The organism is Rhodoferax sp. GW822-FHT04A08 (assembly GCF_058801025.1).
On sequence record NZ_JBXAMW010000013.1, the window covers coordinates 25,218 to 47,430 of the forward strand.

Below are 22,213 nucleotides of genomic sequence, written 5' to 3' on the forward strand. Positions count from 1 at the left end.
ACCGGTGTTCAAGCGGCAGAGTTGCGCATCAGGGCGCGAGACTGCTTGCTGTGCACCCGCGGGTATACGGTCTATCCGCTGAGCTTTTGCCACCGCAAACGAACAGTGAATACAAACTGGCTAATGAATGCAATCTACGCGCTGGCGAAAGTATATGTACCGCGCTATCGACAAACCTCAGCGGCTGCCTAACCCCAGGAAGCGCTGGAGCATTTCGCGCGACATCACGCCTTCGTGCGATACGTATTCGGAGGTGGTCTGGTTGCGGGCCACCACATAGGGCACACCCAGCACCCGGAAGCGGTTGATCAGATCGGTATTGGCCTTGACGACCGAGTCCAGATAGGGCGGCACCGGGTCCATACCCTTGATGCCTTCGGTGCGCTGCAGAACCGCCTTCTCCTGTCGACGCAGGTCTTCCTGCGCGGAGGCTGAACCCAGCAACGCGGCGCTGATGGCCGCGCTACGCACGTCCATGATGGTCACCGGCACCCAGACGAACCGCACGGTTGCCTGCAATGCCTGCGCCTCCTCCCACAGCCGGGCGCAATGTTGGCATTGCGGGTCGAACATCACATACACCGTGTAGTCGGATGTGGCGGGCCCGGTGGCAATGCCCTTGGCCGAAGCCTTCAGCGCTTCATACTGCTGCTGGGGCTTCTTCAGGGCAGGCGGTGGCGGGGCCGGAGGTGTGGCTTCATTGCACGCGGCCAGTGCCACCACCATGCTGCACAGCGCATAGCGCAAATGCGCCCGAAACAAGGGATTGAAACGCTGTGCCATGGCCAATTGTCGCAGGGTAGATCGGGATCAGGCCCCGTGGCATTTCTTGTACTTCTTGCCGCTGCCGCAATAACAGGGATCATTGCGGCCCGGCTCGGCTTCTTTGTGGACAGTCTCCACGCGCGGCCCGATGTTGCGCCATAGTTCGCGCAGGTCATACACCGCCCACACCGCATCGGCAAATGCGTTAAACCGGTTCACGCTGACAGTGGGCGCGCCTTCGTCATCAAACACGGACAGGGTAGGTTCGTCGGTGTCGTCTTCGGTCAGGGCCACCATGCGCTGCAGCGCGTCGTCCAGCCACTTGCGGGCTTCCTTGTCGCGCGGTGGCTGCCATTCGTCTGGCCAGTTCTCCACGGCGTACATGAAACCGACGGCCCACACCTGGGCGAAGGACGGTAGCGCCTCGTCCGCCATTTGGGCACGCTCGGCCTCGGGCAGAGCGGCCACGGCGCCGCGCACGTCCATCACTTCGGGGTGGTAGGCGCGCTCGTCGTCCAGGCTTTTCACTTCCACCGCCAGACTTTGCTCAATCTCACTCCAGCGGCGCTGCCAGAGCTCCATGAAGCGGGCGTACTGCGCTGCGTCTGCAAACGTGCCGCCACCAGCCTCGGCGCCAGCGCTGGCAGCCACGTCAGTACCGTCAGTGTCCAGCAGTACCGGCAGGTATTCCTGCAGGGGAATGGCGCGCCGACTGACGATCAGCGCGGCCATGAAGCCTTCGCAGAACTCCCACTGCGGAGTTTCCTCAAAGCGTTGGCGCAGGTCGTCCAGGATGGCGTCGATTTCGTCGAACTCTTCAGGGCTGAGGGCGGCTGCTTGGGCCGCGGGTGCCAGGTCAGGTGTCTGGCCGGATGTATGGGTATTCATGGGGTGTGCAAATCAGGTCGTGGCTGCTATTGTCGCCCCCAAGGAGTCCCTGCATGCTTGACAACATCAACAAAATAATTCCCGCGCGCTATCTGGTTTTTGCGCTGTGCTGTCTGGGTCTCGTGTTCAGCCTGCTCTGGCTGCTGGTGGTCGGTTCGGGCGCAACGGTGGTGGCCCTGCTTGCCGCACTGGTGATTGTGGGTATCCATGACCTGAGCCAGACCAAGCGCTCCATTCTGCGCAACTATCCGGTCACCGGCCACATCCGCTTTATGCTGGAGTCGGTACGGCCCGAAATCCGTCAGTATTTCTTTGAGGGTGACAACGATGCCGCACCCTTCTCGCGTGCACAACGCTCCCTGGTGTACCAGCGCGCCAAGGACGCGGTAGACAAGCGGCCCTTTGGCACCCAGTTGGACGTGCATGCCGAAGGCTATGAATGGATCAACCATTCGGTATCCCCCACCACCTTGCATTCGCACGACTTTCGCGTGATGGTGGGTGGGCAGCGACCGTACCCCTATAGCATCAGCGTGTTCAACATCTCTGCCATGAGCTTTGGTGCGCTCAGTGCCAATGCGATCCTGTCACTCAATGCGGGCGCCAAGCGCGGCAACTTTGCGCATGACACCGGCGAAGGGTCCATCTCCACACACCACCGCGTGCATGGAGGGGACTTGATCTGGGAGATTGCCTCGGGCTACTTCGGTTGCCGCAACGAAGACGGTACTTTCAACGCCGACAAGTTCGCCGCCAACGCCACGCAACCACAGGTGAAGATGATAGAGATCAAGCTCAGCCAAGGTGCCAAGCCAGGGCACGGCGGCATGCTGCCCGGCTCCAAGGTAACTGCGGAAATTGCCGCCGCACGCGGCATACCGCAGGGCGTGGACTGCATCTCTCCCTCGTCACATAGCGCCTTTTCCACGCCGGTGGAGATGATGCATTTCATCGAAAAACTGCGCACGCTCTCGGGCGGCAAGCCCACTGGCTTCAAGCTGTGCATAGGCCATCCGTGGGAGTGGTTTGCCATGGTCAAGGCCATGCTGGTCACCGGCATCACGCCGGACTTCATCGTGGTCGACGGGGCCGAGGGCGGCACCGGCGCAGCCCCCGTGGAATTCACCGACCATGTGGGCTCACCCTTGCAGGAAGGCCTGCTGCTGGTGCACAACACGCTGCGCGGCGTGGGCCTGCGCGACCAAGTCAAACTGGGCGCGGCAGGCAAGGTCACCAGCGCCTTTGACATTGCCCGCCTGATGGCGCTGGGAGCCGACTGGTGCAACAGCGCGCGCGGTTTCATGTTTGCGCTGGGCTGCCTGCAGGCCCAGACCTGCCACACCGGCATGTGCCCCACCGGCGTGGCCACGCAAGACCCGCAGCGGCAGAAGTCGCTGGTGGTGGAGGACAAGGCCACGCGGGTTTACAACTTCCACCAGCAGACACTGCATGCGCTCAAGGAGCTGGTACAGGCTGCCGGCATCGAGCATCCCAACCAGATCACCGCACACCACATCGTGCGCCGCTCCACCGACCAGAAGGTACGCTCGCTGGCGCAGCTCATACTCACCCAGTTGCCCGATCGTGCGCTACTGCAAAGTGACCTGCAGGCGCTGCCTCTGATTTACCGCATGACCTGGCCGCGCGCAGCGGCCGAGAGCTTCATGTTGCAGGGAGGAGATGCACAGCTGGTTGCAGCCTGAGCGCGTCCAGGGTGGATGCCGTCTGCACGCCCAAGGGCCGAAGGCGTTTGGCCATGCTGAGCACGGCGTTATCCTTGCTCAGCAGCAGGCTTTGGTGCGCGACCGCCAGATCGATGAACTTCTGATCGTCGGCGTCCTTGCACACCATGCGGGCCTTCACGGCCACCTCCACGATCTGCGCCATCCGGTCAAAGTGGTCCAGAACGGTCTGCGCCGTGCGCTGGTAAAACTGCAGGCGTGGAACGATGTGCGTGTAGGCCAGCACACGCTCCAGCTCGTCGCGCATGGGCTGGGTGGCAATCCAGGCCAACTGCTGGGACTGCAAAGCCTCCAGCAGCAGCGGAGTTGCCGGGTCGGCAAAGACAAACAGGTCCAGAACGATGTTGGTGTCCAGAACGACGCGCATCACTTGGCCGCCGGTTTGTCCGTTGAACCTTTGTCCTTGGCCATGCGTCCGGCCACCATGTCAAACTTGAACAGTCGGCATTCCAGCGGGCCATTCCACATCGGCACGCGGCGTGACTCTTTCAGGCGCATCTTGCCAGGCAGCTTGAGGTCTGGCGTGAGCATCCAGGCAGTCCAGCCGGAGAAGTTTTTCTTCCAGTGGCTGGCCAATTGGGTGAAGAAGGCCACACCGTCTTCGGTCTCGGCCAGTTCGCGGGCGCCATAGCGGGCCTGCACGCCCTCACCGGCCACACCGCCAATGCCGATGCGCTCGCCGTAGGGTGGGTTCAGCAGCATGACGCCACCGCCTTCGATGGGTGGCATGCGCTGCAGGGCGTCACCACCACGGAACTCGATGACATCGGCCACGCCCGCGCGCTCCGCGTTGCGCTGCGCGAAGTCGACCATGCGGTGCGACACATCGCTGCCGTAGATCAGAGCTTTCTGGCCGGGCTCGGGCTTGACCACGGCGTCAGCCGCTTCCTGCTTCATGGCCTGCCAGACCTTGGGCTGGAAGGGCACAAACTTCTCGAAGGCAAAGCGGCGCAACGAGCCCGCCGCAATATTGCAGGCAATCTGCGCGGCTTCGATGGCAATGGTGCCACTGCCGCAGCAGGGGTCGTACAAAGGCGCCAGGTCGTCGTCACCATCGGCCCAGCCGCTGGCGGCAATCATGGCGGCGGCCAAGGTCTCTTTCAACGGCGCATCGCCCTTGTCCTCGCGCCAGCCCCGCTTGAACAATGGCTCACCGGACGTGTCAATGTAGAGCGAGCAGCTGTCAGTGGTGAGGTGGGCATAGATGCGCACATCGGGCCACTGGGTGTTGACATCAGGACGCACGCCCCCCGAAGTCTCGCGGAAGCGGTCGCAGACGGCATCCTTGACCTTGAGTGCAGCAAAGTTCAGCGATGTCAAAGGACTGTGCTGGGCGGTGACCTCGATCTTGATGGTCTCGCGCGGTGTGAACCAGCGCTCCCACGGCACCGCCATGGCGGCGCGGTACAAGTCCTGCTCGTTGCGGTATTCGGTGTACGACACCAGCACCAGCACGCGCTGTGCTAGGCGGCAATACAGGTTCAGGCGCATGGCGTCCGTGAAGGAGGTGCGCACGGCCACACCACCACGCTGCTTGGTGATGCAGCCGGGCGGCAGGCCGGTGATGCGCAGGATTTCGGGCGCGAGGTAATCCTCCACACCGGCGGCGCAGGGAAGAAAGAGTTGCAGTTGGTTCATAGCGCCTTGCGCAGGGATGCGGGGGCGATCTTCAGCCCCTCGCGGTATTTGGCCACAGTGCGCCGGGCACATTCAATACCCTGCTCCTTGAGCATCTCGGATATCTGGTTGTCTGACAGCGGCTTCTTGGCACTTTCGGCGCTGATGAACTGCTTGATGAGTGCACGCACCGCGGTGCTGGACGCATTGCCGCCGGACTCAGTGCCCAGGCCGGAGCCGAAGAAGTACTTCAGCTCAAAGGTGCCAAAAGGCGTTGCCATGTACTTGGCGGTGGTCACGCGGCTGATGGTGGACTCGTGCAAGCCCAGTTCGTCGGCGATCTCACGCAGCACCAGCGGGCGCATGGCCAATTCGCCATGGGTGAAGAAGCTCTTCTGCCGCTCCACAATCGCCGTGCTCACGCGCAGGATGGTGTCAAAGCGCTGCTGGATATTCTTGATGAACCAGCGCGCTTCCTGCAGGCGTTGCTGTAGAGCGGCGTGGCTGGCGCTGTCCTTACCGCCCCGGTGGTTGCGCAGCACATTGGCGTAGATGTCATGCACCTTGAGGCGCGGCATCACATCGGGATTGAGCATGACGCGGAACTTGGGTGCAGCCGCCTTGTTGGCGTTGGTCACCGGCACCACCAGCACGTCGGGCACCACGATGTTGCGCTCCACGTCGACAAAGCGCCGCCCCGGCTTGGGTTCCAGCCGCGCAATCAGCGCTATGGCCTCGCGCACCAGGGCATCGCTGCCCACGCCCAGCTGCACCAGCCGCTTGATGTCACGGCGCGCCAGCAATTCCATGGGCTGCTGGCAAATGCGCAGGGCCACTTCCAGTTGCTCGCGCTCTTCGTCTTCCAGATCCGGATTGCGCAGCAGAGCTTTCAATTGCAGACTGAGGCACTCGCTCAAATTGCGGGCACCGACGCCAACCGGCTCCAGGCTTTGCAGCAGTCCCAGGGCTACCGAGAAATGGTGCACTAGGTCGTACAACTGCTCTTCATCCTGCGGGTTCAAGGTGCGGGCTAGGTCCTCGAGCGGCTCTTCCAGATAGCCGTCGTCGTTGAGCGACTCGATCAGGAAACGCAGCGCGGCAGCGTCTTCGGCGCTCAGGCGCAAACCCAGTGTCTGCCGATGCAGGAAGGCCTGCAAGCTCTCCTGCGTGCGGGCCAGCTCGGTGGCGTCCTTGTCTTCGTCGCCAGTGAGGTTATTGGTACTGGCCTTGGCCTCGACGCCCCACTCGCCGTCGTCCGGGGTCATTTCGGTGGTGCCGTCGCCTTCCCAGTCGATGCCTTCGTCCCCGCTCAGGGGACTGTTGTCTTCATCACTGCTGGTGGAGGCCACGATGCTGCTGCCCAGGTCGGGCATGGTGGCGGAAAACTCCACATCTTTGTCGCCTTCACTGACCGGCGTATCCGCCTGTGCGATGCCGAACTCTTCCCGCTCGGCATGGTCCTCACCCAGTTCCAGAAAAGGGTTCTCGTCCAGCATCTGCTCCACTTCCTGGCTCAGTTCGAGCGTGGAGAGCTGCAGCAGACGGATCGACTGCTGCAACTGGGGAGTAAGCGCCAGATGCTGGGAGACGCGTAATGAGAGACCTTGCTTCATTACATCTTGAAGTTTTCGCCAAGGTACACGCGGCGTACCTCGGGGTTGTCGACAATTTCCGAAGGCGTGCCTTCGGCCAGCACGCGGCCATCACTGATGATGTAGGCGTGGTCGCAAATGCCCAGGGTCTCGCGCACATTGTGGTCGGTGATGAGCACCCCGATGCCGCGCGCCTTGAGGAAGTTGATGATGCGCTGGATCTCGATCACCGCAATCGGGTCGATGCCGGCAAACGGCTCGTCCAGCAGGATGAAACGCGGCCCGGTAGCCAACGCGCGGGCAATTTCCACGCGCCGCCGCTCACCGCCCGACAAGGCCAGCGCCGGAGACTCGCGCAAGTGCTCGACCCGCAATTCCTGCAGCAGATTGGTCAGCCGCTTCTCGATCTCCGCGCTGCGCAATGGAGTGCCGTCTTCGTCGCGCTGCAGTTCCAGCACAGCGCGCACGTTGTCTTCCACGTTGAGCTTGCGAAAAATCGAGGCTTCCTGCGGCAGGTAGCCCAGCCCCAGACGCGCGCGCCGGTGTATGGGCATGGACTCGATCGAATTGCCATCGATGGAGATGTCACCCCCGCTGGCGCGCAGCAACCCCACGATGATGTAGAACGAGGTGGTCTTGCCAGCGCCGTTGGGGCCCAGCAGGCCCACCACTTCGCCCGTACGCACGGTCAGGGACACGTCCTTGACCACTTGGCGCTTGCCATAGGACTTTTGCAGATGTTGCGCCGTCAAGTTCCCCGCAGCAAAACCACTCACTTGGCGGCCCCCCCCAGGGTCGCGGATGGTTTGAGCGGCAACGGGGTTGCGGCAGGCGCCGGAGCACTGGCTTCGGGCTTGGGGGTCAGCATGACCCGCACGCGACCGGTTCCCAGGGCGCCAGTCGGTCCCTTGGTGTTGGCGGCACCATCGACCGTGAACAGGTCGGTGAGATTTTCATAAACGATGACACCGCCGGTGATTTCATCGGCCAACGTGGCGCCACGCAGTCGGCGCAACTGCGCTTTGCCGGTGAAGGTCACGGTATCGGCCTTGCCGTCATAGGTGATGGTTTCGCCCTCCCCCTCGATGAACTCGTCCAGTGCTTCGCGCTTCTGCCGGTAGAAGGCCAGCTTGTCTGCGGAACCGGTGGCAACGCCAAATTGATATCCGTCAGGATCCTGGCGCACATCCAGCCGATCTGCGCGGATCACGATGGTTCCCTTGGTCAGCACCACCTTGCCGGTGAATACGCTGACCTGCTTGAGGTCGTCATAGCGTAGCGCGTCGGCCTCGATGTTCATGGGCTTTTTCTGGTCGGCTTTTTCGGCGCGCACGCCACCGGCTGCAAACAGCAGCGTAGCAATCACCAACGAGAAAAGAATGTGTTTTTTCATAAAGGCACGAAACTTGCACACAGTGCGCACGGCCATTGTAGCGAGCGCATGGCATGTTTTATGCCTTGACGAAAATTGAATCGTGTGTGCGGGATTACCCGCAGAAGTTCAACCTACGGTGTTGATGCGGGAAACCAGCTCTTTGACCACGGTATCGGCCCGCTCATTGGGCACTTGGCAGGTTCCAGCATTTTCATGGCCACCCCCACCGTACACCAGCATCAAGGCACCGATATTGATGCGCGAGGTCCGGTTGGTGATGGATTTGCCCACCGCGCAGACGGTGTTTTGCTTTTGCACGCCCCACATCACATGGATGGACACATTGGTCTGGGGAAACAACGCATACACCATGAAGCGGTTCACCGCGTAGATGGTGTCTTCGTGGCGCAGGTCCAACACCACCACGTTGTTGTGGACCGTGGAACACAGCTGCAGCTGGGCTTTGGCCTTCTGGGCATGCTCGAAATACAACTCCACCCGCTCCATCACGTCGGGCAGCTTCAGTATGTCGTCAATGCCATGGGTGCGGCAGTAGTCGATCAGATCCATCATCAGCTGGTAGTTGCTGACCCGGAACTCGCGGAATCGGCCCAAGCCGGTACGCGAATCCATCAGGTAATTCAGCAGCACCCAGCCAGTAGGGTTGAGGATTTCATCAACACTGAACTGGGCGGAGTCACCCTTGTCGACGGCCTCCATCATTTCATTGAAGCGCGCGCCAAACTGGGCGGTGCCACCGTAATGTTCAAACACCACCCGCGCAGCCGATGGCGCATCCGGGTGGATCACATGGTTGGCGGCAACATCGTTGCGCAAGGTCTCTGACGCATGGTGGTCAAACGACAGGTGCACCCCCGGGACGTAGGGGAGATTGGTGGTGATATCGCGGCTGGTGACCTCGATCTTGCCATCCTGCATATCCTTGGGATGGACGAACTTGATGTCATCAATCAGGTTCAGCTCTTTGAGCAAGACGGCGCATACCAGGCCGTCAAAGTCACTTCTTGTAATAAGCCTGAACTTGGAATCCGACATGGCGTATGCCCCGCTGAGTGATTGATATTGCAATCATTCTAGTTCGGGGATACGTCACTTGTCACCCGCAACCGTGGACCCGGCCTCAGGGTTTTCCTATTTGCCGCTGCGCACTGTCGCAGCCAGGGCTTCAACGACCTTGATAGCCTTGTCCATGCCCTTGGCCAGAGAACCGTCCACGTAAAAACGGCCGGCCACACCCAGAGCGGGCACGCCTTCGACCTTGTAGCTGTTCTGCAATTGCGTTCCCTTGCTTGCCTTGGCGGCAACGCTGAAGGAGTTGAATTGTTCGGTGAACTTTGCAACGTCCACGCCCTGCTTGCCCACCCACGCCAGAATGGCGGGCGCCTTGGATAAATCCTGCTTTTCCACGTGGATGGCAGCAAAGACCTTGGCGTGCAGCTTGTCCACCAGGCCCATGGCGTCCAGGGCGTAGAACAGACGCTGCTGCGGCACGAAGTCATCGCGGAAGGCAACGGGCACGCGGCGGAAGGCTACGTCCTTTGGCAGCTGCTTGATCCAGCCTTCCAGCATGGGCTCGAACGCGTTGCAGTGCGGGCAGCTGTACCAGAAGAATTCCACCACTTCTATCTTGCCTGCAGGCGCCTCTACCGGTGCGCGCGGGTCCACCACCAGGTAGTCCGTCCCAGCCTCGGGCTTGGCAGCATCGGCATGGGCCGCAGCACTCCACAAGGTGGTTGAAGCCACGGCAGCACCGCCGGCCAGCAGGGAAAAATCACGACGTTTCATATCACTCCAGTCTTGTTCGAATCTATGGTCTGTCCATCAGACAAAGGTTATCTCACCCAGGTAAAGAAGCGTTAACGCTGCACCCGGACCAGGGCGGTATCCAGACCAGCCTTGTCCAGCTTTTCCTTGGTCTTCTCGCCATCCTCCTTCTTATCGAAAGGCCCCACCCGCACGCGGTACACCGTGCGCCCGGACTGCTCACGCTCCGATATCTTGGTTTCGATGCCGCTGAGCGACAGCTTGGCGCGCTGGCTCTCTGCATCTTCTGCCGTGCGGTAGGCGCCCACCTGCACCCAATAAACAAAGGGCTCGGCATCCGCTGCCGCAGTCTTGGCCTTGGCCAATTCACCGATCGGGTCTGCTGAAGCCGCGGCCTTGGCTTCGGGCTTCTTGGCATCTGCGGCCTTGGCATCGCTGGCTTTGGCATCCGGCGCCTTGGCTTCGGGTTTGGTCGGTGCTGCAGGGGCACTGGCGACCGGAGCCGCCGGCGTGACGGGGCCTGAAGCCGCGGGCTGCGGCGGCTTGACTGGGTTCTTGCCATACAGGGGCGCGTTGGGGTCCCAGTCCTTGTTCTTCTTGGCCTCTTCCGCGTCCTGGTCGGCACTGCGGGTCTGGCCCTTGTTCATGAAGGGAACGGGCACCTTGGTGACGTACACCGCCACTGCCAGTGCCACGGCCAAGCCCACCACCACACCAATAATGAAACCCAGAATGGTTCCGCCGCGCTGTTGCTTCATGCCTTTTGGTCTCTTGAAAGAAATTACATCTTCTGTGGAGCACTCACGCCCAGCACAGCCAGCCCATTGTGCAACACCTGTGCGGTAGCGGCCACGAGCGCCAGGCGCGCCAGCTTGACGGCCTCGTCATCCACCAGGATGCGCTCGGCATCGTAATAGCTGTGGTAGCACGCGGCGAGCTCACGCAGATAGAACGTGACGTCGTGCGGCGCAAAGTCCACAGCCGCAGCGGTGAGCATCTCGGGGTACTTGGCCAGCAACAGCATCAGGGCCTGGGCCTGCGGACTGGTAAGAGCCGACAAATCCACCTGCGCCAGGCTGGCTACATCACCACCCCAGGCCGTCAACACCGAGCAGATGCGGGCGTGGGCGTACTGCACGTAGTAGACCGGGTTGTCGTTGTTCTTCTGTACCGCGAGGTCCACGTCAAAGGTGTACTCGGTGTCCGGCTTGCGGCTGAGCAGGAAGAAGCGCACCGCATCCTTGCTGGTCCATTCAATCAGGTCACGCAGGGTCACATAGCTGCCGGCGCGCTTGGAGATCTTGACCTCTTCGCCACCGCGTACCACGCGCACCATGGTGTGCAAGACATAGTCCGGGTAGCCCTGGGGAATGCCCACATTGGCGGCCTGCAGACCGGCGCGCACGCGGGCAATGGTGCCGTGGTGGTCGGTGCCCTGGATATTGACGACCTTGGTAAAGCCGCGCTCCCACTTGGCGATGTGGTAGGCCACATCCGGCACAAAGTAGGTGTAACTGCCGTCCTGCTTGCGCATAACCCGGTCCTTGTCGTCACCATAGTCGGTGGACTTGAGCCAGAGCGCGCCGTCCTTCTCGTAGGTCTTGCCGGCTTCCTGCAGCTTCTTCACGGCGGCGTCCACACGGCCGCTGGTGTAGAGGCTGCTTTCCAGGTAGTAGTTGTCAAAGCGGACCGCAAAGGCCTGCAAATCCAGATCCTGCTCGTGGCGCAGATAGGCCACGGCAAACTGGCGCATGCCGTCCACATCGTTCACATCGCCGCTGGCGGTAAAGCTACGGTCGTCCGACTGGACGGTCTTGCCCGCCAGAAAGTCAGCCGCAATATCGGCAATGTAGTCACCGTTGTAGGCGGCGGCATTCTCCCCGCAGGGCCACTCGGCGTCACCGGGTTTGAATCCCTGCGCACGCAAATGGGTGCTGGCGGCCAGGGTGTTGATCTGCACGCCGGCGTCGTTGTAATAGAACTCGCGGTACACGTCCCAGCCCTGCGTCTCGAACAGATTGCAGATGGCATCGCCCAGCGCGGCCTGACGGCCATGGCCCACGTGCAACGGCCCCGTGGGGTTGGCCGACACAAACTCCACCAGCATGCGCTGGCCGTTGGACGACTGCTTGCCAAACTGCTGGCCTTGGCCCAGTACCTCGCGCACTACTTCCTGCTTGGCAGCAGGCTTGAGGCGGATATTGATAAAGCCCGGCCCGGCGATCTCCACCGCATCCACCCAGCGCTCAAAAGCCGGTTGGGCGCGCAGTGCAGCACACAGGTCTTCGGCCAGTTGGCGCGGATTGCGCTTGAGCGGTTTGGCCAGTTGCATGGCCGCCGTGGTGGCAAAGTCGCCATGGGCCGCCACTTTGGGGGATTCAAAGGCTGCTTTGGCACCAGCGCCAGCAGAGAGGTTTTCAAGACAGGCGGAAAGCGCCAGCAAGAGTTCGTTTTTTACAGACAACATAGCCGCTGATTTTAAGCGGGGGGCTTTTTATCCGTGTTTTGCTGGTCAACGGGTTTGCAAAACCCTACGTTATGTGCTGGAATCCCCCCGGATTCCGACGTATTGGCAGGCCTCCTGCCCAACCTTTTTGAGGAACAACGATGAAGAAAATTTTGACTCTCCTGGCTTTGGGTATGGCATTGACCGTGGGCGTAGCCCATGCAGCGTCCGATCAGCAAAACAAGATGAAGACCTGCAATGCAGACCCCAAGGCAAAAGAACTCAAGGGTGACGAGCGCAAAGCATTCATGAAAGAGTGCCTAAGCGCCAAGAAAGAAGAACCTGCCAAGCCAGCCACCCAGCAAGACAAGATGAAGACTTGCAACGCCGACGCCAAGACCAAGGCGCTCAAAGGCGACGAGCGCAAGGCCTTCATGAAAGAGTGCCTTAGCGCCAAGTAATTCTGCGTTGCGCCGTCGCAAGCGGCGATGGAGCCCCTACCGGGGCCTCAAGCAAAAGGCCCGAACCTGTAACAGTTCGGGCCTTTTGCTTTTTGTGCGGTAAATGACCCGCCAGCCTCAGGCAAACCCCAGCGCAATGGCGGCAAACAATGTGAATCCCACCCAATGGTTGGCGCGGAATGCCTTGAAGCAGCCTTCCCGGGTACGGTCCTTGATCAGCGCGCCGTGCCACACCACCTGCGCCAGCACGACCAACACCCCGAGCCACCAGGCCCAGGCACGCGGTTGCGGAACAATCGCCCAGGACCAGATGGCCAGCTGCACCAGATAAAAGGACAGCACCGCAACCACATCCCAACGCCCCAAAGTAATGGCCGATGTCTTCATGCCGATGCGCAGGTCGTCATCGCGGTCCACCATGGCGTACTCGGTGTCATATGCCAATACCCAGAACAAGTTGCCAACGAGCAGCACCCAGGCCAGCAAAGGCACTTGCGACTGCACCGCGGCAAAGGCCATGGGAATGCCAAAGCTGAAGGCAATACCCAGCACTGCTTGCGGCATCGAGACATAGCGCTTGGCATAGGGGTATATCAACGTTACCGCCATTGCAGCAAACGACCAGGCCACTGTGGTTGTATTGGTAGTGAGCACCAACCCGAAGGCCAGCAACGCCAGCACGGCACCCACCGTCAGCGCCTCCGGTACGGAGACCTTGCCGCTGGTCACGGGTCTGTTCGCCGTGCGTTTGACATGGCGGTCAAAGTTGCGATCGGCTACATCGTTGACACAACAGCCCGCACTGCGCATCAGGATGGTGCCCAGCACAAACACTGCGGTCAGATGCCAGCCGGGAAAACCACCGGCGGCAATCCAGAGAGCGGACAAAGAGGGCCAGAGCAACAAAAGCCAGCCGGCGGGCCGGTTCCAACGGATCAGATCCAGATACAAGGCAAAACGCGCACTCACGATAGACGGGTCACTCCTGGCAATTCACAGGCATAGATTGCGTTGCGCAACTCTGCAATGGCTTCATAACGGGTAAAACTGCGCCGCCACGCCAGCACCACGCGTCGTGTGGGCGGCGGGCCGCCTTTGTCATCGGTGACAGGGAGGTACTTTACAAAGGCGTCTTCATGGCGGCGCTTCTTGGATTCCAGTGCCTCGCGCGGTACGCTCAGGCGCGGCACCAGTGTGATGCCCATGCCGGCTGCCACCATGTGCTTGATGGTTTCCAGGCTGGAACCCTCGAAACTCTTGCGTATGCCTTCGGCGTCGCTGGAGAAGCGGGCAAACTCCGGGCATACCTCCAGCACGTGGTCGCGAAAGCAATGGCCATTGCCCAATAGCAGCATGGTCTCGCTCTTGAGCTCCTGTGCCGACACGCTTTGCTTGGTTGCCAGCGGGTGGTTCATGGGCACGGCTGCGTAGAACGGCTCGTCATAGAGCGGGGCAGTCGCCAGCCCAGTGTCGGGAAAAGGTTCGGCCAGGATGGCGCAATCGATCTCGCCGGTGCGCAGCATCTCCAGCAGCTTGACGGTGAAGTTCTCTTGCAGCATCAGCGGCATCTGGGGGGAGCGGGTAATCACCTGGCGCACCAGGTCCGGCAGCAAATAAGGTGCGATGGTGTAGATCACGCCCAGTGCCAGCGAGCCGGCCAGCGGGTCCTTGCCGCGCTTGGCAATGTCCTTGATGTTGGCGGCCTGCTCCAGCACGCTTTGCGCCTGGCGCACGATCTCTTCGCCCAGGGCCGTCACCGTGACTTCGTTGGCGCTGCGCTCGAACAGCTTGACGTCCAGCTCTTCTTCCAGCTTTTTCACGGCGACCGACAGTGTGGGCTGCGACACAAAGCATGCGTCCGCCGCCTTGCCGAAGTGGCGCTCGCGGGCCACGGCCACAATGTATTTGAGTTCGGTCAGTGTCATGGCGCTATTGTGCTCCGCCGCTCAGGCCTTGAGGAATTCCGCCTTAGTACCCAGCCAACGCTGTACGTGTTTTTCGGCCAGATGCGGATGGTGGTCCAGCATCATGGGGGCTTCCTGGCGGGCCCACTCAAGCAGCGCCGTATCGGTGGCCAGGTCGGCAAAGCGCAGCATGGCATCCCCGCTCTGGCGCGCGCCCAGGAATTCGCCCGGGCCACGGATTTCCAGGTCGCGCCGGGCGATCTCGAAGCCATCGTTGGTTTCGGCCATGGCGCGCAGCCGCTCCCGCGCGGCCTCACCCAGACGCGGCCCATCACCCGTGGAATACAGCAGCACGCAGGCCGAGGCTGCGGCACCGCGCCCGACCCGCCCCCGCAGCTGGTGCAGCTGCGACAAGCCAAAGCGCTCGGCATGCTCCACCACCATCAGCGAGGCATTGGGCACGTCCACGCCCACCTCGATCACAGTGGTGCTGACCAGCACTGCCATCTGCCCCGCCACAAAGGCCGCCATCACCGCCTTCTTCTCTTCCACCGGCATGCGCGAATGCAGCAAGCCCACGATCACCGGGTTGCCGTCCGTCCCTGCGTTCTGCAAAGCAATGCTGAGTTCGGCATGGGTCTGGGTCGCATTGGTCAGGTCCAGCGCCTCGCTTTCTTCAATCAGCGGGCACACCCAGTAGATCTGCCGCCCCTGCGCAATCTGCGCCCGAATGCGCTGCACCACCTCGTCGCGCCGCGCTTCATTCACCACCTTGGTGATGATGGGTGTGCGTCCGGGCGGCAGCTCATCCAGTGTGGACACGTCCAGATCGGCGTAGTAGCTCATGGCCAGCGTGCGCGGAATGGGGGTGGCCGTCATCATCAGCAGGTGCGGCTCCATGGCGTCGTGCTGCAGCTTGCTGCGCAGTGCCAGGCGTTGGGCGACGCCAAAGCGATGCTGCTCGTCGATGATGGCCAGCGCCAGGTTCTTGAACCGCACCTTGTCCTGGATCACCGCGTGGGTTCCCACCACCAGCTTGGCTTCGCCGCTTTCGATCTGGGCCAATGCCTCACGCCGGGCCTTGGTCTTTTGCGTGCCGGTGAGCCAGGCGGTGGTGACGCCCAGCGGCTCCAGCCAGGCCACCAGCTTGCGGAAGTGTTGCTCGGCCAGGATCTCGGTAGGCGCCATCAGCGCGCACTGCCATCCCGCATCCATGCAGATGGTGGCGGCCAGCGCGGCGACCACGGTCTTGCCGGCGCCCACGTCGCCCTGCAGCAGGCGGTGCATGGGCTGGTGGTGTGCCATGTCCTTCGCAATTTCAAAGCCTACCCGCTGCTGCGCCTTGGTCAGCGCAAACGGCAGTGCAGCCAGCAGGTGTGCGTGCAAGGTATCACCCACCTTGCCCTGCAACTGCGGTGCGCGCAAGGCAGCGCGGGCGCGACGCGATTGCAGCTGTGAGAGCTGCTGCGCCAGCAGCTCTTCCGCCTTGAGGCGCTGCCAGGCCGGGTGACTGTGGTCCTGCAAGGTTTCCAGCGACACATCGGGCGTGGGATGGTGCAAGAACTGCAACGCCTGGCGCAGCGTCCACAGGGCATGGGTGTTGAGGCGGCTCAGGTCACCAGGTGCAAAGGTGTCGGACAGCTCCGCCCGCGCCAGCCCGCCCAGCACCGCCTTGCGCAGATAGGCCTGCGGCATGCCTGCCACCGTGGGATAGATGGGGGTGAGCGCCGTCGGCAGGTCGCCCACGGCAGACTTGAAGCTGGGATGCAGCATGGTCCAGCCCAGAAAGCCGCCGCGCACCTCACCCCGCACGCGGATGCGGTTGCCCACGGCCAAGGTCTTCTGGTGGTTGGGATAGAAGTTGAAGAAGCGCAGCGTGCACACGTCCGACCCGTCATCCACCTTGACCAGCAGTTGGCGGCGCGGGCGGTGGGCGACTTCACAGTCGGTCACCACCGCCTCGATCTGGATGGTGTCGCCTTCGCGCGCGTCACGCAGGCGGGTAATACGGGTCTCGTCCTCATAGCGCAGCGGCAGGTGCAGCGCCAGATCGATGTCGCGCTTGAGCCCCAGCTTTTCCAGCCCCTTTTGCATGGCGCTCTTGGGCGCCTGCGGCGCCGTTTTGGCCGCAGCCTTGCCGGCCGCTTTGGGCGGCTCGATCAGGGTGATGGAAAGGGTGGACTCCGGCATGGGACAATTCTGCCCTGTCTTTACTCCTTGGTACGGGTTTGTTCGACCCTCAAGCATCATGTCCCTTGCCTCTGGCGCCTCTGAGCGCACCTTCACCCTGAGCGACTTCGATTTCGCTCTCCCCGAAAACCTGATCGCCCAGCACCCCGCCCCCGAACGCAGCGCCTCGCGCCTGCTCGATGGTCGCGCTGCCCAGCCGGTGGACCGCATCTTCCGCGAGCTACCCGGCATGCTGCGCGCCGGCGACTTGCTGGTGTTCAACGACACCAAGGTGCTGCATGCCCGCCTGTTCGGTGAGAAGCCGACCGGCGGCAAGGTGGAGTTGCTGGTGGAACGTGTGCTAGGCGGCAACCAGGTGGCCGCCCACATGCGCGTGAGCAAGAAGCCCGAAGTGGGCACCACGCTCAAGCTGCTGTGCGCTCCCGGCCAGGAGGATGGCCTGTGCGCCACCTTGCTGGGCCGCTGGCCGGATGCTGACGGCCAGTTGTTCCGCTTCGTGCTGTCCAACGACCAGGGCGATGACCCGTACACCCTGATGGAACGCCACGGCCATGTGCCGCTGCCCCCGTACATCACCCACAGCGATTCGGCCGAAGACGCGCAGCGCTACCAGACCGTGTTCGCCAAGAACCCCGGTGCCGTGGCCGCCCCCACGGCCGCGCTGCACTTTGACGAAGCTGTGCTCGCGGCACTGGACGCCATGGGCGTGCAGCGCGCGCACGTCACGCTGCATGTGGGCGCAGGCACCTTCCAGCCGGTTAAAACGGAGAACCTGGCCGAACACCATATGCACAGCGAGTGGTACCAGGTACCCGATGCCACCCAACAGGCCATTGCCGCATGCAAGGCCCGCGGCGGACGCGTGGTCGCCGTGGGAACCACCACCGTGCGCACGCTGGAAAGCTGGGCCCAGAGCGGCCAGGCCAGTGGCGACACCACCATCTTCATCACGCCCGGCTTCACCTTCACCCACGTGGACCTGCTGCTGACCAACTTCCACCTGCCCAAGTCCAGCCTGATGATGCTGGTAAGCGCCTTTGCCGGTTACGAGCACATCATGGCGCTGTACCGGCATGCCATTGCTGGGCAGTACCGGTTCTTCAGCTATGGCGACGCCATGCTGCTGGCGCGACAATCCTGAACATCTGTATCCGACACACCATGCTGAAATTCGACCTCCTCAAGACCGACCCCGCCACTGCCGACGGCTCCTACCTGGGCAGCCATGCCCGCCGTGGCAAGCTCACGCTCAACCACGGCGTGGTGCAGACGCCCATCTTCATGCCGGTGGGCACCTATGGCACGGTCAAGGGCGTGACGCCGCAAAGCCTGCACGACATGAATGCCCAGATCATCCTGGGAAACACCTTCCACCTGTGGATGCGCCCCGGGCTGGATGTGGTCAAACAGTTCGGCGGCCTGCACGCGTTCGAGAAATGGGACAAGCCCATCCTCACCGACTCCGGCGGCTTCCAGGTCTGGAGCCTGGGCGAGATGCGCAAGATTTCCGAGGAAGGCGTGAAGTTCGCGTCCCCCGTGAACGGCGACAAGCTGTTTCTCACGCCCGAGATCAGCATGCAGATCCAGACCATTCTCAACAGCGACATCGTCATGCAGTTTGACGAGTGCACGCCCTACCTTTCGGTGGAGCCCAAGACCAAGGGCCAGGTGACGACCGAGCGCGAGGCGCGCAGCTCCATGGAGCTCAGCCTGCGCTGGGCTGCGCGCTGCAAGGAGGAGTTCGCCCGCCTGGCCAACCCGAATGCGCTGTTCGGCATCGTGCAGGGCGGCATGCACACCCATTTGCGCGACGAGTCACTGGCCGGCCTGGAAGCGCTGGACTTCCCCGGCATTGCCGTGGGCGGCCTCTCCGTGGGCGAGCCCAAGGAAGACATGATGCGGGTCTTGAAGCACATTGGCCCCAAGCTGCCCACGCACAAGCCGCATTACCTGATGGGTGTGGGTACGCCCGAAGACCTGATTGCTGGCGTGCAGAACGGCATCGACATGTTCGACTGCGTCATGCCCACCCGCAATGCGCGCAATGGCACGCTGTTCTCCCGCTATGGCGACCTGAAGATCCGCAATGCCCGCCACAAGGCCGACCCCAAGCCGATTGACGAGACCTGCACCTGCTACGCCTGTGCGGGAAGCCCCACGCCGGAAGGTGCGCAATCGTGGGCCAACGGCGGGCGGGCCGGCTTCAGCCGTGCTTACCTCCACCACCTGGACCGCTGCGGCGAAATGCTGGGCCCCATGCTGGCCAGCATCCACAACCTGCACTACTACCTGAACCTGATGCAGGAAATCCGCGATGCGCTGGATGCGGGGCGCTTTGGCGCCTATGTGGCGCAGTTCCATTCGGACCGCGCCCGCGGCGTCTGAGCCGCAGTCAACGCCTCAGCTCAAAAGGTTTCCCACTCGTCATCGCCCTTGGCCGGTGTGACCTTGGCGGTGAGCGTGGGTGGTTCCGCGCGCACGGGTGCAGGCCCAGGTGCGGCAGCCTTGGGTGCGGCGGGCTTTGCCTTGGCGGCCGCGTCTGCACGACGCTCTTCCCCGTTGAAAGGTTTGCCCTGAGAGTTGGGTGACCGCACGCCGACTTTGCTGGGCAAGGGCACATGGTCCGCCGCCCCCAGCCTGAACACCGCCACGGCCTGCACCAGTTCGCCCGCCTGGGTCTTGAGGCTGCTGGCCGCTGCCGCCATCTGCTCCACCAGGGCTGCGTTCTGCTGCGTGGTGTGGTCCATCTGGGAAACGGCTTCTCCCACTTGCGCCACACCGGCGGACTGCTCGCCGCTGGCAGCGCTGATCTCGCCCATGATGTCGGTGACGCGCCGGATGGACGCCACCACCTCGGTCATGGTGGCGCCCGCCTTGTCCACCAGCAGCGTGCCCTGCTCCACACGTTCCACGCTCGCACCGATGAGGGACTTGATTTCCTTGGCCGCATCGGCACTGCGTCCGGCCAGGGCACGGACTTCGGAAGCCACCACTGCAAAGCCGCGGCCTTGCTCTCCGGCGCGCGCTGCTTCCACCGCGGCATTCAGCGCCAGGATGTTGGTCTGAAAGGCAATGCCATCGATCACGCTGATGATGTCGGCAATCTTGCGCGAACTCTCGTTGATGCCCTGCATGGTCTGTACCACCTGGCCCACCACTTCCCCGCCCTGTACGGCGACGGTGGAGGCATTCATGGCCAATTGGTTGGCCTGGCGCGCGTTGTCGGCGTTGTGCTTTACCTGGGAGCCCAGTTCCTCCATGCTGGCGGCGGTCTGCTCCAGCGCGCTGGCCTGGCTCTCAGTCCGGGCGGACAGATCATGGTTGCCCTGCGCGATTTCCGAAGAGGCCGTGGCCACGCTTTCCGAGCCCTGGCGTACGTGCGAAACCACCCGCACCAATGCCGTCTGCATTTCCTTCAACGCACGCAACAGCATGCCGGTTTCGCTGTTGCCCCGGGCTTCAAAGGAATAGGTGAGGTCGCCACCCGCAACAGCGCGCGCCACGTCTACGGCCAGGTTGATGGGTTGCGCAACAACACGGGGAATCCAAATCGCGGCAAGCACTGCAGCAACCAGCGCCAGGCCACCTGCGATTTCCACTGCCATGCGCATCTGGCTGATTGCCGATGAGGCCTCTTCGCGGGCCCCCTGCATCTGCTTTTCCACAAAGATCACCAGCGCATCAACCGCAGCAAGGTAATTCTGCTCCAGCTGCGCGACTTCAGTCTGCAGCGCGATCTTGGCCAGTTCCTGGGAACTGACCGCCTTGTTCATGAATTTCTGGCTTGCCGGCACATATTGGGCGCGCGCAGCCAGGGTTGCCTTGAAGAGCGTCTGGCCCTCTTCGGATTTGAATGTGCCTTCCAACTTGGCAAATTGGTCTGCGTCTTCCTTCTGCAGGCGTCCGACGGACTCTATGGCCTTCTTGATGTCATCGGCATCTGACAGTAGCAGCAGATCTCGCTGGATACGGCTGGATTCCCTGGCGCGGCTATTGATGGACTGCAATGCACTGATCTTGGGATAACGGTTGTCCAGGACGCTGCTGAATGAGCCCTGCACACTGTTGGCCTTCCAGAGGCTCAAGGCCCCCATGATCACGATCAAAATGGCCAGCAGGCCAAAGCCCAGGCGCAACAAGGTGGCGATTTTTATATTGGATGTATTCATATTTGTCTCTGGCCCAAATCTTATGTAGTAAACACGGTCAGCACGCCGGTGTAGCCATACAGATGGTCATAGGCGATCTCGCCGCCGGCAAAGAAACCGACCAGTGGCACATCGCCAAGCGCCCTGCGCACCAGTTGCAGCTCGGCGCTGGGGCCGCCAAAATGCGGTCCACCACGGCCAGTGCAACTCACATACACCGCTCCGGCTATGCGGCGCGCCGGATGGGGCGCCGACTCCAGCTCCGAGGCCATCAGGGCATTGGCGGTCTGCAACGGCATCTCCTGCGGCTCCAGCTCCTCCCGGATCTCCGCACACACCCGCATCAGGTCGGCACGCGCCGCCTGCATGTTGCGCTGGCAAAAGGCCATGCGGCTGTCCTGCTGCACCGGTGCTGCGATGGCCACGCCGCGGCGGGCCGGGTCCAGTCCGATGATGTGGCGCACCGTGACGTCATTGCCGAAGTTGCCGGTCTGGCGAACCAGTTCATCACCGGCCTCGACCAGACCGACCAGGGTCGAGCGCACCGCTTCTATGGCCTCCTGCGGCTTGTCCAGCGTGACGTGCAGGTCCTCCAGCAATACGTCAAGCGCGGGAATCCCGTCGAGCTCAAGGATCAGGTTGCCGTCCGCCGCAGTCACCGTGCGCGCAGCGGATACCGGCACGCAGCCTTGCGTAACACGCGACACCAGGCCCACGCCGGGGCCGAATGCCACGCCACTCATACCTCCGCTAAACACGCCGCTGGCCGCACCCTGCCCGCTGATGTTGCCGTCGGCAGCGACGGCAAATTGCACACTGACCGACCGGCTGGACGACAGTCCTCCGAACAGGAAACCGGCATCCGTTCGATGCGCCAGCTCGGCAATGAGCTCCACCACGTCGGGCGTGCTGCCATCTGCGTGCACCAGTGCCGTGTTGACCTCAAAGCCCATGCCCAGCGGTGCCACACCGGAAAAGATGCGGTACTGATCGGTAGGCAATTCCAGCAACATGACGGCCAGTGCGGGTTCGTCAAAGTACTCCACGTTGTTGGAACTGATGCCCACGCCCACGGTGCCGGACCAATCCGTCACCAGGGGCAGTTCGCCGCTCAGGTATTCCAGAATGTCTTGCGCGTCGGTGGCGTAGTGGTCGGTGATGTAGAGCAAGGCCAACGTAGGGTTCGCCGCATAGCCGTGCAGCGCCATCTGGGCACGCAATTGCGCCAGTACCAGAGCCGCCGCCATTTGCCACTGCGGATGCGTGGCATGGCCATAGGGAAACAGCTTCATTCCACGCC

At 62.3% G+C, this 22,213-nt stretch carries 20 protein-coding genes; 4 read left to right on the top strand and 16 right to left on the bottom strand.

The genetic code is table 11. The features are described 5' to 3' along the window. Window positions 1-177: 177 nt before the first annotated feature. Entirely contained in the window at window positions 178-783 is a 606-nt protein-coding gene (locus tag AC1RMF_RS20505) for a thioredoxin fold domain-containing protein (protein WP_342619089.1), read from the bottom strand. Window positions 784-810: 27 nt separating this feature from the next. Then, window positions 811-1,653: a UPF0149 family protein gene (locus AC1RMF_RS20510; RefSeq protein WP_493143940.1), complete on the bottom strand. Its 843-nt coding sequence runs from the start codon at window positions 1,651-1,653 to the stop codon at window positions 811-813. Window positions 1,654-1,706: 53 nt separating this feature from the next. Between AC1RMF_RS20510 and AC1RMF_RS20515 the strand changes: the two genes are divergently transcribed. Continuing rightward, complete coding sequence (locus tag AC1RMF_RS20515) at window positions 1,707-3,356, top strand: FMN-binding glutamate synthase family protein (protein WP_493143941.1); 1,650 nt, start codon at window positions 1,707-1,709, stop codon at window positions 3,354-3,356. Here the strand turns inward: AC1RMF_RS20515 and AC1RMF_RS20520 are convergent. The 9 genes from AC1RMF_RS20520 to argS form a co-directional block, all read right to left on the bottom strand. After that, window positions 3,316-3,762, bottom strand: a complete 447-nt coding sequence (locus AC1RMF_RS20520) for a putative toxin-antitoxin system toxin component, PIN family (RefSeq protein ID WP_493143943.1) — start codon at window positions 3,760-3,762, stop codon at window positions 3,316-3,318. The genes AC1RMF_RS20515 and AC1RMF_RS20520 overlap by 41 nt on opposite strands. Beyond that, window positions 3,762-5,033 carry a THUMP domain-containing class I SAM-dependent RNA methyltransferase gene (locus AC1RMF_RS20525; RefSeq protein ID WP_493143944.1) on the bottom strand — a complete coding sequence of 424 codons (1,272 nt, stop codon included), beginning with the start codon at window positions 5,031-5,033 and terminating at the stop codon, window positions 3,762-3,764. Before AC1RMF_RS20525 ends, AC1RMF_RS20520 begins: the two co-directional genes overlap by 1 nt. After that, window positions 5,030-6,625, bottom strand: a complete 1,596-nt coding sequence (locus tag AC1RMF_RS20530) for an RNA polymerase factor sigma-54 (RefSeq protein ID WP_493143945.1) — start codon at window positions 6,623-6,625, stop codon at window positions 5,030-5,032. The genes AC1RMF_RS20525 and AC1RMF_RS20530 overlap by 4 nt, the downstream gene beginning before the upstream one ends. Further along, on the bottom strand, window positions 6,625-7,407 hold the full coding sequence (lptB, locus tag AC1RMF_RS20535) for an LPS export ABC transporter ATP-binding protein (RefSeq protein WP_493144082.1): 783 nt from the start codon (window positions 7,405-7,407) through the stop codon (window positions 6,625-6,627). The genes AC1RMF_RS20530 and lptB overlap by 1 nt, the downstream gene beginning before the upstream one ends. Then, window positions 7,377-7,997, bottom strand: coding sequence for a lipopolysaccharide transport periplasmic protein LptA (gene lptA, locus AC1RMF_RS20540; RefSeq protein ID WP_342619096.1), 621 nt, complete (start codon window positions 7,995-7,997; stop codon window positions 7,377-7,379). Before lptA ends, lptB begins: the two co-directional genes overlap by 31 nt. 108 nt (window positions 7,998-8,105) lie before the next feature. Continuing rightward, the gene (locus AC1RMF_RS20545; protein ID WP_493143946.1) at window positions 8,106-9,035 is read right to left on the bottom strand and encodes an exopolyphosphatase; all 930 of its coding nucleotides are present in this window, start codon (window positions 9,033-9,035) and stop codon (window positions 8,106-8,108) included. Between the two features lie 96 nt (window positions 9,036-9,131). After that, entirely contained in the window at window positions 9,132-9,785 is a 654-nt protein-coding gene (locus AC1RMF_RS20550; RefSeq protein WP_342619098.1) for a thiol:disulfide interchange protein DsbA/DsbL, read from the bottom strand. Window positions 9,786-9,856: 71 nt separating this feature from the next. Continuing rightward, window positions 9,857-10,522: an SPOR domain-containing protein gene (locus AC1RMF_RS20555; protein WP_493143949.1), complete on the bottom strand. Its 666-nt coding sequence runs from the start codon at window positions 10,520-10,522 to the stop codon at window positions 9,857-9,859. A 23-nt stretch (window positions 10,523-10,545) separates the two neighbouring features. After that, complete coding sequence (gene argS, locus AC1RMF_RS20560; protein WP_493143951.1) at window positions 10,546-12,231, bottom strand: arginine--tRNA ligase; 1,686 nt, start codon at window positions 12,229-12,231, stop codon at window positions 10,546-10,548. Between the two features lie 140 nt (window positions 12,232-12,371). Here argS and AC1RMF_RS20565 point away from each other — a divergent pair, with 140 nt between their 5' ends. Then, a complete protein-coding gene (locus tag AC1RMF_RS20565) occupies window positions 12,372-12,671 on the top strand; it encodes a PsiF family protein (RefSeq protein WP_342619101.1) in 300 nt (99 codons plus the stop codon). 117 nt (window positions 12,672-12,788) lie between these two features. On the opposite strand, the gene ubiA is transcribed toward AC1RMF_RS20565, so the two are convergent. Genes ubiA through recG form a run of 3 tightly spaced genes read right to left on the bottom strand, consistent with a single transcriptional unit; the run spans window position 12,789 to window position 16,765 of the window. Next, window positions 12,789-13,643 (bottom strand): 4-hydroxybenzoate octaprenyltransferase, encoded by an 855-nt coding sequence (gene ubiA / locus AC1RMF_RS20570; protein WP_493144083.1) that lies wholly within the window; start codon window positions 13,641-13,643, stop codon window positions 12,789-12,791. Continuing rightward, the gene (locus AC1RMF_RS20575; RefSeq protein WP_342619103.1) at window positions 13,637-14,596 is read right to left on the bottom strand and encodes a LysR substrate-binding domain-containing protein; all 960 of its coding nucleotides are present in this window, start codon (window positions 14,594-14,596) and stop codon (window positions 13,637-13,639) included. The genes ubiA and AC1RMF_RS20575 overlap by 7 nt, the downstream gene beginning before the upstream one ends. A gap of 21 nt (window positions 14,597-14,617) precedes the next feature. After that, the gene (recG, locus tag AC1RMF_RS20580) at window positions 14,618-16,765 is read right to left on the bottom strand and encodes an ATP-dependent DNA helicase RecG (protein ID WP_493143954.1); all 2,148 of its coding nucleotides are present in this window, start codon (window positions 16,763-16,765) and stop codon (window positions 14,618-14,620) included. A 58-nt stretch (window positions 16,766-16,823) separates the two neighbouring features. Here recG and queA point away from each other — a divergent pair, with 58 nt between their 5' ends. Together queA and tgt are read left to right on the top strand one after the other, a co-directional pair. Further along, window positions 16,824-17,906: a tRNA preQ1(34) S-adenosylmethionine ribosyltransferase-isomerase QueA gene (gene queA / locus AC1RMF_RS20585; RefSeq protein ID WP_493143957.1), complete on the top strand. Its 1,083-nt coding sequence runs from the start codon at window positions 16,824-16,826 to the stop codon at window positions 17,904-17,906. A 20-nt stretch (window positions 17,907-17,926) separates the two neighbouring features. Then, window positions 17,927-19,150, top strand: a complete 1,224-nt coding sequence (gene tgt, locus AC1RMF_RS20590; protein ID WP_493143959.1) for a tRNA guanosine(34) transglycosylase Tgt — start codon at window positions 17,927-17,929, stop codon at window positions 19,148-19,150. Between the two features lie 20 nt (window positions 19,151-19,170). On the opposite strand, the gene AC1RMF_RS20595 is transcribed toward tgt, so the two are convergent. Next, the gene (locus tag AC1RMF_RS20595) at window positions 19,171-20,934 is read right to left on the bottom strand and encodes a methyl-accepting chemotaxis protein (protein ID WP_493143961.1); all 1,764 of its coding nucleotides are present in this window, start codon (window positions 20,932-20,934) and stop codon (window positions 19,171-19,173) included. A gap of 20 nt (window positions 20,935-20,954) precedes the next feature. Then, the gene (locus AC1RMF_RS20600; protein ID WP_493143963.1) at window positions 20,955-22,205 is read right to left on the bottom strand and encodes an FIST signal transduction protein; all 1,251 of its coding nucleotides are present in this window, start codon (window positions 22,203-22,205) and stop codon (window positions 20,955-20,957) included. Window positions 22,206-22,213 lie beyond the last annotated feature (8 nt).

Coding starts and splice junctions, on each gene's coding strand:
- AC1RMF_RS20550 (WP_342619098.1), bottom strand. CDS start 9,785: ATGAAACGTCGTGATTTTTCCCTGCTGGCCGGCGGTGCTGCCGTGGCT.
- queA (WP_493143957.1), top strand. CDS start 16,824: ATGTCCCTTGCCTCTGGCGCCTCTGAGCGCACCTTCACCCTGAGCGAC.
- lptA (WP_342619096.1), bottom strand. CDS start 7,997: ATGAAAAAACACATTCTTTTCTCGTTGGTGATTGCTACGCTGCTGTTT.
- AC1RMF_RS20525 (WP_493143944.1), bottom strand. CDS start 5,033: ATGAACCAACTGCAACTCTTTCTTCCCTGCGCCGCCGGTGTGGAGGAT.
- argS (WP_493143951.1), bottom strand. CDS start 12,231: ATGTTGTCTGTAAAAAACGAACTCTTGCTGGCGCTTTCCGCCTGTCTT.
- AC1RMF_RS20520 (WP_493143943.1), bottom strand. CDS start 3,762: ATGCGCGTCGTTCTGGACACCAACATCGTTCTGGACCTGTTTGTCTTT.
- AC1RMF_RS20575 (WP_342619103.1), bottom strand. CDS start 14,596: ATGACACTGACCGAACTCAAATACATTGTGGCCGTGGCCCGCGAGCGC.
- recG (WP_493143954.1), bottom strand. CDS start 16,765: ATGCCGGAGTCCACCCTTTCCATCACCCTGATCGAGCCGCCCAAAGCG.
- AC1RMF_RS20555 (WP_493143949.1), bottom strand. CDS start 10,522: ATGAAGCAACAGCGCGGCGGAACCATTCTGGGTTTCATTATTGGTGTG.
- AC1RMF_RS20595 (WP_493143961.1), bottom strand. CDS start 20,934: ATGAATACATCCAATATAAAAATCGCCACCTTGTTGCGCCTGGGCTTT.
- AC1RMF_RS20545 (WP_493143946.1), bottom strand. CDS start 9,035: ATGTCGGATTCCAAGTTCAGGCTTATTACAAGAAGTGACTTTGACGGC.
- AC1RMF_RS20600 (WP_493143963.1), bottom strand. CDS start 22,205: ATGAAGCTGTTTCCCTATGGCCATGCCACGCATCCGCAGTGGCAAATG.
- tgt (WP_493143959.1), top strand. CDS start 17,927: ATGCTGAAATTCGACCTCCTCAAGACCGACCCCGCCACTGCCGACGGC.
- AC1RMF_RS20510 (WP_493143940.1), bottom strand. CDS start 1,653: ATGAATACCCATACATCCGGCCAGACACCTGACCTGGCACCCGCGGCC.
- AC1RMF_RS20515 (WP_493143941.1), top strand. CDS start 1,707: ATGCTTGACAACATCAACAAAATAATTCCCGCGCGCTATCTGGTTTTT.
- AC1RMF_RS20530 (WP_493143945.1), bottom strand. CDS start 6,625: ATGAAGCAAGGTCTCTCATTACGCGTCTCCCAGCATCTGGCGCTTACT.
- AC1RMF_RS20565 (WP_342619101.1), top strand. CDS start 12,372: ATGAAGAAAATTTTGACTCTCCTGGCTTTGGGTATGGCATTGACCGTG.
- AC1RMF_RS20505 (WP_342619089.1), bottom strand. CDS start 783: ATGGCACAGCGTTTCAATCCCTTGTTTCGGGCGCATTTGCGCTATGCG.